General features: G+C 69.8%; 11 protein-coding genes. 5 read left to right on the top strand and 6 right to left on the bottom strand.

Going from position 1 to position 8,854, the window contains the following annotated elements; all coding sequences use genetic code 11:
- Positions 1–96: 96 nt before the first annotated feature.
- Both EV141_RS07485 and EV141_RS12495 read right to left on the bottom strand, forming a co-directional pair.
- Positions 97–1,035, bottom strand: a complete 939-nt coding sequence (locus EV141_RS07485) for an alpha/beta hydrolase (RefSeq protein ID WP_130485317.1) — start codon at positions 1,033–1,035, stop codon at positions 97–99.
- Positions 1,032–1,160 (bottom strand): hypothetical protein, encoded by a 129-nt coding sequence (locus EV141_RS12495; protein WP_260437777.1) that lies wholly within the window; start codon positions 1,158–1,160, stop codon positions 1,032–1,034. The genes EV141_RS07485 and EV141_RS12495 overlap by 4 nt, the downstream gene beginning before the upstream one ends.
- A gap of 71 nt (positions 1,161–1,231) precedes the next feature.
- On the opposite strand from EV141_RS12495, the gene EV141_RS07480 reads away from it, so the two are divergent.
- Together EV141_RS07480 and EV141_RS07475 are read left to right on the top strand one after the other, a co-directional pair.
- Positions 1,232–1,774, top strand: coding sequence for a helix-turn-helix domain-containing protein (locus EV141_RS07480; RefSeq protein WP_130485316.1), 543 nt, complete (start codon positions 1,232–1,234; stop codon positions 1,772–1,774).
- A gap of 103 nt (positions 1,775–1,877) precedes the next feature.
- Positions 1,878–2,093 (top strand): hypothetical protein, encoded by a 216-nt coding sequence (locus EV141_RS07475; RefSeq protein ID WP_130485315.1) that lies wholly within the window; start codon positions 1,878–1,880, stop codon positions 2,091–2,093.
- A 26-nt stretch (positions 2,094–2,119) separates the two neighbouring features.
- On the opposite strand, the gene EV141_RS07470 is transcribed toward EV141_RS07475, so the two are convergent.
- From EV141_RS07470 to EV141_RS07460, 3 genes are read right to left on the bottom strand one after another with little or no spacing between them, the layout of a single operon-like run.
- Positions 2,120–2,596: a GAF domain-containing protein gene (locus tag EV141_RS07470; protein WP_241969153.1), complete on the bottom strand. Its 477-nt coding sequence runs from the start codon at positions 2,594–2,596 to the stop codon at positions 2,120–2,122.
- A gap of 9 nt (positions 2,597–2,605) precedes the next feature.
- Positions 2,606–3,298, bottom strand: a complete 693-nt coding sequence (locus EV141_RS07465; protein WP_130485314.1) for a response regulator transcription factor — start codon at positions 3,296–3,298, stop codon at positions 2,606–2,608.
- Positions 3,295–4,500 (bottom strand): sensor histidine kinase, encoded by a 1,206-nt coding sequence (locus EV141_RS07460; protein ID WP_157985527.1) that lies wholly within the window; start codon positions 4,498–4,500, stop codon positions 3,295–3,297. The genes EV141_RS07465 and EV141_RS07460 overlap by 4 nt, the downstream gene beginning before the upstream one ends.
- 150 nt (positions 4,501–4,650) lie before the next feature.
- Here EV141_RS07460 and EV141_RS07455 point away from each other — a divergent pair, with 150 nt between their 5' ends.
- Both EV141_RS07455 and EV141_RS07450 read left to right on the top strand, forming a co-directional pair.
- Positions 4,651–5,466 carry an ABC transporter ATP-binding protein gene (locus EV141_RS07455; protein ID WP_130485312.1) on the top strand — a complete coding sequence of 272 codons (816 nt, stop codon included), beginning with the start codon at positions 4,651–4,653 and terminating at the stop codon, positions 5,464–5,466.
- Complete coding sequence (locus tag EV141_RS07450; RefSeq protein WP_130485311.1) at positions 5,463–6,851, top strand: FtsX-like permease family protein; 1,389 nt, start codon at positions 5,463–5,465, stop codon at positions 6,849–6,851. The genes EV141_RS07455 and EV141_RS07450 overlap by 4 nt, the downstream gene beginning before the upstream one ends.
- A gap of 51 nt (positions 6,852–6,902) precedes the next feature.
- Here EV141_RS07450 and argG read toward each other — a convergent pair whose 3' ends face one another.
- A complete protein-coding gene (argG, locus tag EV141_RS07445; RefSeq protein WP_130485310.1) occupies positions 6,903–8,324 on the bottom strand; it encodes an argininosuccinate synthase in 1,422 nt (473 codons plus the stop codon).
- 161 nt (positions 8,325–8,485) lie between these two features.
- Here argG and EV141_RS07440 point away from each other — a divergent pair, with 161 nt between their 5' ends.
- A complete protein-coding gene (locus tag EV141_RS07440; protein WP_130485309.1) occupies positions 8,486–8,803 on the top strand; it encodes a DUF7882 family protein in 318 nt (105 codons plus the stop codon).
- Positions 8,804–8,854: the final 51 nt, after the last annotated feature.

The following is an 8,854-nucleotide window of genomic DNA, read 5'->3' as shown; positions in this document are numbered from 1 at the left end:
AAGACCTCCGTGGAAACGATCTGAGTGTGGTTACCCACATCGTTCCCGGAGGTCTTCGCTCACCTCAGCCGATCACAACGTGTCGAGGAAGAACAGCTAGTCGGCTCGGTCGACCGCGCCTGAGCGGCGGTCACTCAGCGCTTCGGCCACCCAGGCGCTGATGAGCCGCACGACACGCTCGTCGATCGCTCGGCGCACGTCGGCGCGGTAGCTGCGCAGGGTCGCTCGCTCTTGCGTGCGCAAGATGTGGCTCACCTCGGGCAGCTCGACCGTGTGCACGGGGCTGCCCGCCGTCTGGGCGATCACCTCGAGATCGGCCGGCGGCGACTGCAGGTCGTAGCTGCCGGTCACCGCCAGCACCGGCTGACGCACCCGCGCGAGCTCGTCGCGCGGGTCGTACCGCATGAACTCGCGGAACCAGCGGGCATTCACGCGCGCCCCGCCGATGCGGGTCACGTCGTCCGTCGTGCTCAGCAACTGCTGCCGCGCACGCTCACTACGTTTCTGCACGTCGGTACGCATGAACCGCAGCACGGCGCGCACGAGCCAGGGCAGGTCGCCGGCGACGGTTTCGCTTTGCCAGCGCAGCACCTCGAGCCCCGATCGGGCGTAGCCCGAGAGCATGACGATTCCGGCGAGGGCGGGCCGCTGCGCAGCCACCCGCACGGCAAGGGCCGAACCTTCGCTGTGGCCGATCACCACGACAGGCAGGCCCTCGTCGCTCACCGCGTCAACCACCGCGAGGGCGTCGTCGACGAGGTCATCGAACCCGGTGCTCAGAAACTCACCTGCTGACTCCCCCACGCCACGCTTGTCGAAGCGCACGGAGTCGACTCCGGCCGCGGCAAGCGCGGTGGCGAGCTCTCGCTGAATCGTGAGATTTAGACCGCGGGTATTGCCATCGCGGTCGACGGGCCCGCTGCCCGCGAGCAGCACGGCGAGCGCGGTCGGCCGCGGCGCGTGTTCACGCGTTCCGGCGAGGCGACCCGCCGGGCCCTCGACGACGAACGCGCTCGTGGTGTGCGCGGCGCTCATCGGCCGACCTGCTCGAGGTGTTCTGACAGCGGGATGCGCGCATCGCGACTCATCGCGAAGATGCGGTCGCGCCAGGACAGACGCACGACGAGGTGGTCGTCGTCGATGAGGAGCCGGGTGGGCATGGGGATCCTTTCGCTCGGGTCATCCATTGATATCACTATTGATAACATTCCCACAAGTGAGAGGATGAACCGTGAGCACCGTCGAGCTACTGCTGCATCCCGTACGCCTCCGCATCGTGCAGACGATGCTCGGGCGCGACACCATCACCACCCGCGAGCTCGCCGCCCTCCTGCCCGATGTGCCGGCGGCGACGCTGTATCGCCACGTCGGCACCCTGGTCGACGGGGGCGTCGTGCGGGTCGTTGCCGAGCAACCCATTCGGGGCGCCGTCGAGCGCACCCTCGCCCTCGACACGGCCCGGGTGTCGGTCAACCCCGACGACCCCGCCCTCGACAATCCCGACGCCGTGCGCGCCGGATTCCTCGCCTGTCTGGGCAGCCTCGCCACCGCGTTTGACCACTACCTCGACAGCCCCCAGCCGAATCTCGGCCGTGACCTCGCCGGCTTCCGCCAGCTCGCGTTCACGGCGACCGATGACGAGTGGCGCACGGCGATTCAAGCCATCTACGACGCGCTCGTTCCGCTGGTGACGCGCACCGAGCATCCGGAGGGGGCGCGGCGGCGCCTCTTCGCGACCGTCAGCGTTCCGGCCGACGATCGCCGAGCCACGTAGCCCCGTTTCGGCCGCCCGTCAATCCCCTGCCCTCCCAGGCAGAAGGGGCGTACGGTTCGGTTCACTGCGCGGCGATCCTGCGCACCTTACCGAGGAGGCCACCATGACGGACATCACCTGGAGCGTCGCGTTAGGGGTCCCGCACCTCGCACTCGTCGGGCGAAACGGCTCAGACGTCGTCGCGACGATCGAGACCGACGGAATACTGCGCTACCGACTGATCACGGCTGACGGGACTCTCATCGGGCGCTTCCCCACCATCGGCGAAGCACAGGCGGCCCTGCACACCCGCGAGATCGAGCGCGAGCTGACGCCATAAGGCCAGAGCGCCGATGACGTGCCGGGCTACGCCTCCGCGATGGTCGCGGCCCACACTTCGGCCAGCAGGCGCTCGGCGTGGGCATCGTTCACGCGCTGCCAATCGCGGCCTCCGCGCGTGAAGGTCTGCACGACGGCAGCCGGTACCTCCTCGTCGCCGAGCGGCTCCGGCCGCCAGTGGCACGGTCGCACGTGCACGAGATCGACCGTGTGCGCCTCGGCGGAGTCGTCGCGGGAGTAGGGGCCGACAAGGCGTCCGAGAACAACGCGGCCGCGAGCATCCATCGTGACGACGAATGCGCTATCGGGCGCGGAGGCGAAGCGGTCGACTCGGCGCGCGAGGCGTTCCCGTTGCACCGCGGCGTTGTCGTCGAGACGATCACCGAGGCCGACCACGCCCCTGGCGAGAGCTCGATCGACGGCGGCGCCGTCATCCGGGATGCGCGCCGAACGCGACCGCATCGGCGCCCGGTAGACGGGCATCGGCCCGTGTAGCTCCGTCATGGTCTGAGCCTAGGGACCAGGAGAAGGCGACGACGGCGATTCCGCGACCGATCCCGCCCGGTGGGCGAGCACCACGAGCGCGACGCGGTCGCGGGCACCCAGCTTCGCCAACACGCTCGAGACGTGGGTTTTGACCGTCGACTCACTGAGGAACAGCTGCCCCGCGATCTCGGCGTTACTCGCCCCGGTGACCACCAGCTCGTAGACGCGGCGTTCGCGGTCGGTCAACGTCGCGAACCCTGGTGGAGGGGGCGGCTCGGAGGCCGGCGGGGCGCCGAATGACCCGAGATCGCCGCCCGCCGCGACCGCACCACCCTCGTAGACCGCGCGGATGGCGGCAATCAGCAGCTCGGGGCTGGCGTCTTTCAGGAGAAACCCGGTGGCTCCCACGTCGATCGCCGCACGCGCTCGCTCATCGAGCGCGAAGGTCGTGAGCACGATGACGCGCAGCGGGACCGCGCGGCGGGCCGCCCGCTCGGGGCTCATCAACAGTCGAGTGGCCTCCGCGCCGTCGAGCTCAGGCATACGGATGTCCATGAGAACGACGTCGGCCTCGACCTCGTCGAGCAGCGTGATCGCCTCTCGCCCCGAACTCGCCTCGCCCACCACCTCACAGTCGGGGTGCGCCGCGATAACCGCGGCAACGCCCGCCCGAAACAGCGGCTGATCGTCGACGAGGACGACACGTATGCGGCCAGTCACGCGTCCATCCTGCCGGTCACCAGGGGGATGCGCGCGGTGACGACCATCCGGGATCCTCCGCGGTCGATGACGAGCGCCCCGCCGACCGCCTCCAGTCGCTCAGCGATTCCGGCGAGCCCCGTGCCCGAGCGCGCGGTCGATGGGGGAACGGACCCGATCGCGTTGTCCACCGTGACCTGCATCCCCTCAGCGTCGCTCGTCAGGGTCACGGTGATCGGCGCGTCAGTATCGCCGTGGCGCAGCGCGTTCGTCAGCAACTCCTGCGTGGCGCGGTAGAGCGCGACACCCGGCTCCCCCGGCGGCACGGCGAGGTCGTCTCGTGCCCGCGCCACAATGACACCCGGTCGTGCGGCGGCAACGTCGTCGATGAGTCGATGGAGATCGAGGGTGTCGACGACCGCGTCAGGGGCCGGACCCGTTTGCTCGAGCACCTGACGCACCTCATGGAGCGCGCGGCGGGCCGTCTCCGCGATCGTGTCGACGGACGCCCGAACGGCGTCGACATCGCCCTCGCCGCGAAAGCGCACCGAGTCGGCCTGCGCGACGATGACCGCGAGTGAGTGGCCGACGATGTCGTGCACGTCGCGGGCGAGGGCCACGCGGGCGGCCTCGACGTCGGCGACCTTCGTGGCCTCTGCGGCGATGGCGTCGGCCGCGTCCGCCTGCCGTCGGCGCTCACGCGACAGCCGCACGAAGCGGGCCACGAGCCCGATCAACCACGGCACCGCGAACACCCCACCGACGAGCACCCCGAAGGTGACGGCTCGGGGCGGCAAGCGACCAATGTCGGTGGCCAAGAGCCCGCCGACCCACGACTGGATCACGAGCAGATACCAAAGCCCGACGAGCGTTCCTCCGACGACCGACACACCGCTCATGACGAGGGTGCGTCGTGAACCGTGGTGGGCCGCGCTCGCGAGCACCGCGAGAATGCCCAGCTGCGCCGGAATCACGTCGTTCAGAGAGACCATCCACAGAAGCGCCGACACCCACGCCCCCGCTAAGGCAAAGCCGGGCGCGATGCGTCGCACCCCGACCGAAGTCGCGAGAATCACGATCGACAGCACAACGCTCGCCGCGTTCTGAAGGTCGGTCACCGCAATCGAGTTCGGCACAACGACGGCAAGCACGATGACGAGCAGGCCCAGCAGGATGTCCGCCACAATTCCTGAGGGACGCGCGCGGTACTCATCGGCCAGCATCCGTCCATCCTGCCGCGTTGTCGTCCGCTGAGCCTCGGTCGCTCGGTCAGGACGACTCATCCGCTGGTACCACCCGCTCGGTACCCGCGCCGCGTCGCTCGGCGCTCACGGCCGATGTGTCGTGCCCATGGCGGTTCATAGCGTCGAGGCATGACGAATACACCCCCTCTTCCCGCTGACGGGTCCTCGACCCTCAGGCCCTCCCCCTCCGTTGTTGCCCGCGCCACCGACGTGGTTCGCGTGTTCGGTTCGGGCGACACGGCCGTCCGCGCGGTCGCCGGCATCACGGCAAGCTTCCGGCGCGGCGAGATGACCGCGATCGTCGGGCCGAGCGGTTCGGGCAAGTCGACGATGATGCACCTGCTGGCCGGGCTCGACACCCCGAGCAGCGGCACGATCGAACTCGACGGGCAGCTCATTGCCCGCCTCAGCGACGATCACCTCGCGGCGCTCCGCCACGAGCGCATGGGGTTCGTTTTTCAGTCGTTCAACCTGCTTCCCGGCCTCACGGCGCTCGAGAACATCCGGCTCCCCGAAAGCCTCGGGGCCCGGCAAAGATCGCGGGACGACGTCTGGGAGCGTGAACTGATCGCGCGCCTCGACATCGGCCGCGTGCTGCACCGTCGGCCGCACGAGCTGTCGGGTGGCCAACAGCAGCGCATCGCGATCGCGCGCGCACTCGCCCACCGTCCCGCTGTGGTCTTCGCCGACGAGCCGACGGGCAATCTTGACCTTGCGACGGGTGACATCGTTCTGCGCCTGCTGTCTGAACTCGTCGTCGACAGCGGCTGCGGCGTGATTCTGGTCACGCACGACCCCCGAGCGGCCAGCCGCGCCGACCGAGTGCTCGCCCTGCGCGACGGCCGCGTCGTCGCCGAGCTCGGCCGGGCGAACGCCACCGACATCTCGGCGCTCATGCTCGCTGACGCCCACGACCACAGCGACGCGTCGCTGCGTACCCCGTGATCGCGTCAGGGGGTCGCCTCGCGGCGGCCATCACGGTTGCCGCGAGTGCGGCGTACATCGTCGTGCTCACCTCGGGCTTCGCCCTCGTGAAGGCGGGAGTGCTGTCGACACCGTTCGGCGAGGGCGCGACCGCGCACGTCGTGCTGGGCGTGCTGAGCATCGCGTTCCTTGTGGTGGCGCTCGTCGTGGCGACGGTGGTGGTGACCAACGCGTTCACCCTCGTCACGGCCACGCGCTTGCGCGACATTGCCCTGCGTCGTCTGCTCGGGGCCTCCGCGCGCACCGAACGACGCCGCATCCTGCGGGAAGGCGCGCGACTGTCGCTCGCCGCGAGCGGCGTCGGACTGCTTGTCGGGGCCGCGGGGGTTGTCGGCCTGACCATCGCTGCCGCCGCGCACCGCGAACCCGGGCAGGCCCTCGCGATCACCGATGTCGTGGACCCCTCGATCGTGCTGCCCCTCATCGCGCTGCAGGGCTGTGTCGTGCTCGCTGCCTGGCGCGGCTCGGCCGCGGTCGTCAGCGCTGATCCGGCGACGGCGCTCGGCGCCGCGATCGTCACCGAGTCGGGCGGTGACGGCGACCGCCGCATCGGGTGGGCCGCACGACTGCTGCTGGCGACAGGGCTGATCCTGCTCGGCCTGAGTGTGCTCGGGGGCGCCCTCACCCCGCTCGCGGCGTTTGTCGGCGTCGCCGGGGGAACGGTGCTCGCCGCGGGAATCCTCGCCAGCGCCACGGGGATCCTGCCGCGCTTCTTGCGACTCATCGCGCGCATCCTGCCGCGGCGCGGGCCGGCCGCCATTGCGCGCGCGACGCTCGCCGAGCATCCGGCCCGAACAGCACGAGCGGCGCTCGCCATCACGATCGGCGTGAGCATTGTCACGATGTTCGCTGTCGCCTCGGCGAGCACCAATCTGTCACTGCGCCTGATGTACGCCGGCACCCCCCTCGAGGACAGCGCAACCAGCGTCATCGATGACGTGCTCGGCATCGTGGGAGTGCTGGTGGCAATGATCGTGCTGATCGCTGCCGTCGGACTCGCCACGTCGGTTGCGCTGGGCACGCGGCTGCGGGGGCGGGAGATCGCCGCGCGACGCGTGCTCGGTCAGTCGAGGCGCCACGCCGTCATATCGGTCGTGCTCGAGACCGTCGTCATCTGTGCGACCGCGACGCTGGCCGGGCTGCTGCTCGGCGCGGTGCTCGGTTGGGTGGGCGCGCAGAGCGTGCTCGGCAGCGCCCTGCCGTGGAAGATGGTCGTACCGGCGATCCCGGTCAGCCTTGTGGCCGTGCTCGCCGCGGGCACCCTGCTCGTCGCGGTGGCATCGGCTGTCATGCCCGTGCGCTTCGTGATGACGGACTCACCGATTCGCGCGTTCGCGCGGGCCTGAGGCCAGCCGGAGCGTCGCGCCGGGGAGGGTGCGGCGACCCGCTCGGGTGCTCTAGTCGGTACCCGAGTCGAACGCGGCACCCTCGCCCGCAGCGTCGAACGCGTCGAATTCGTGCGAGTCGCCGGCCGTGATCGCCTCGGCCTCGCCGGCCGTCATGCGACCGACCAGCTCAGCCGTCGGGCCACCGATGAGGCCCTGCCCGGCGTACTGCTCGAGTCGGGCGCGCGAGTCGGCGATGTCGAGGTTGCGCATGGTCAGCTGGCCGATGCGGTCGGTCGGGCCGAAGGCGGCGTCGCCCACCCGCTCCATCGACAGCTTCTCGGCCGCGTACGACAGGGTCGGGCCCGTCGTGTCGAGGATCGTGTAGTCGTCGCCTCGGCGCAGGCGCAGCGTGACCTCACCGGTCACGGCCGAGCCCACCCAGCGCTGAATCGATTCGCGCAGCATGAGCGACTGCGGGTCAAGCCAGCGACCCTCGTACATGAGGCGCCCCAGACGTCGGCCCTCGGCGTGGTAGTTCGCAATCGTGTCTTCGTTGTGGATGCCGTTGAGCAGGCGCTCGTACGCGATGTGCAGCAGCGCCATGCCCGGAGCCTCGTAGATGCCGCGGCTCTTCGCCTCGATGATGCGGTTCTCGATCTGGTCGCTCATGCCGAGGCCGTGGCGACCGCCGATCTCGTTGGCCGCGCGCACGAGCGCGACCGCGTCGGTGTACTCGACGCCGTTGATCGCGACCGGGCGGCCGGCCTCGAAGGCGATGCGCACATCCTCGGTGGCGATCTCGACGCTCTCGTCCCAGAAGCGTACGCCCATGATCGGCTCGACGGTCTCGAGCGACACGTCGAGGTGCTCAAGGGTTTTCGCCTCGTGGGTGGCGCCCCAAATGTTGGCGTCGGTCGAGTAGGCCTTCTCGGCCGAGTCGCGGTACGGGAAGCCGTGCGCGACGAGCCACTCGCTCATCTCTTGACGGCCGCCGAGTTCGGTGACGAACGCCTCGTCGAGCCAGGGCTTGTAAATGCGCAGGCGGGGGTTCGCGAGCAGCCCGTAGCGGTAGAACCGCTCGATGTCGTTGCCCTTGTAGGTTGAGCCGTCGCCCCAGATCTCGACGCCGTCTTCCTTCATGGCCTGCACGAGCATGGTGCCGGTGACCGCCCGGCCGAGGGGGGTCGTGTTGAAGTACGCCTTGCCGCCCGAGCGAATGTGGAACGCGCCGCACTGCAGGGCCACGAGGCCCTCTTCGACGAGCGCGGACTTCGCGTCAACGAGGCGACTGATCTCGGCCCCGTATTCGGATGCGCGCCCCGGCACCGCGGCGATGTCGGGCTCGTCGTACTGGCCGAGATCGCCGGTGTAGGTGCAGGGCACGGCACCCTTGTCGCGCATCCACGCGACGGCGACGGAGGTGTCGAGACCTCCAGAGAAGGCGATGCCGACGCGTTCGCCGACGGGCAGGGAGGTCAGAACCTTAGACACGGTGCCCAAGTCTATCGGCGGCGCGCAGACCCACCGACGCCCCTACCGCGACGGCCGACGCCCCGTCAAGCCCTACCCGGGCGATGCTCAGTGGGCGAGGGTGGTCGACGCGTCCCCCGCGCTCGCGGGCGGCGCACGCACGAAGGAGACACGCAGCAACAGTGGGGCAGTTCATTTACGGCGGCGCGGCGGCAAGCGCCTACACGATCGACGACAGGATGCTCGCCCACCTCGAGGTGGCCATCGCGACAAAATTTCGCCGGGGAGAGTCATTTCACTTCACGATTCGCGGGCGGGATCTGCCGTCGGGCGACGGATCACGAGAATTCTGGATGCACCCGGCAATCTGGATGGAGTTCCGCATCGATGACCCCACCGTGACCCGACCGCTGAACCCCGCGTGGATCGCGGCGATGGTGGCCGCGGCCTCAACCGATCGCGGCCTCGGCTTGCTGCGCGAACCACCACAGGTCTCCTGAGCACAGATCGTCGGCTGTCAACCCCTCGCGCCCGGCACCCGTCACCCCCCA

The organism is Microcella putealis (assembly GCF_004216575.1).
Taxonomy (GTDB): Bacteria; Actinomycetota; Actinomycetes; order Actinomycetales; family Microbacteriaceae; genus Microcella; species Microcella putealis.
This window is presented reverse-complemented; position numbering and strand designations above follow the sequence as displayed.

Bases quoted from the DNA above. Each gene is read 5' to 3' on its own strand.
- EV141_RS07485 (WP_130485317.1), bottom strand. From the start codon at position 1,035: ATGAGCGCCGCGCACACCACGAGCGCGTTCGTCGTCGAGGGCCCGGCG.
- EV141_RS07455 (WP_130485312.1), top strand. From the start codon at position 4,651: ATGACGAATACACCCCCTCTTCCCGCTGACGGGTCCTCGACCCTCAGG.
- EV141_RS07470 (WP_241969153.1), bottom strand. From the start codon at position 2,596: ATGACGGAGCTACACGGGCCGATGCCCGTCTACCGGGCGCCGATGCGG.
- EV141_RS12495 (WP_260437777.1), bottom strand. From the start codon at position 1,160: ATGCCCACCCGGCTCCTCATCGACGACGACCACCTCGTCGTGCGTCTG.
- EV141_RS07475 (WP_130485315.1), top strand. From the start codon at position 1,878: ATGACGGACATCACCTGGAGCGTCGCGTTAGGGGTCCCGCACCTCGCA.
- EV141_RS07460 (WP_157985527.1), bottom strand. From the start codon at position 4,500: ATGCTGGCCGATGAGTACCGCGCGCGTCCCTCAGGAATTGTGGCGGAC.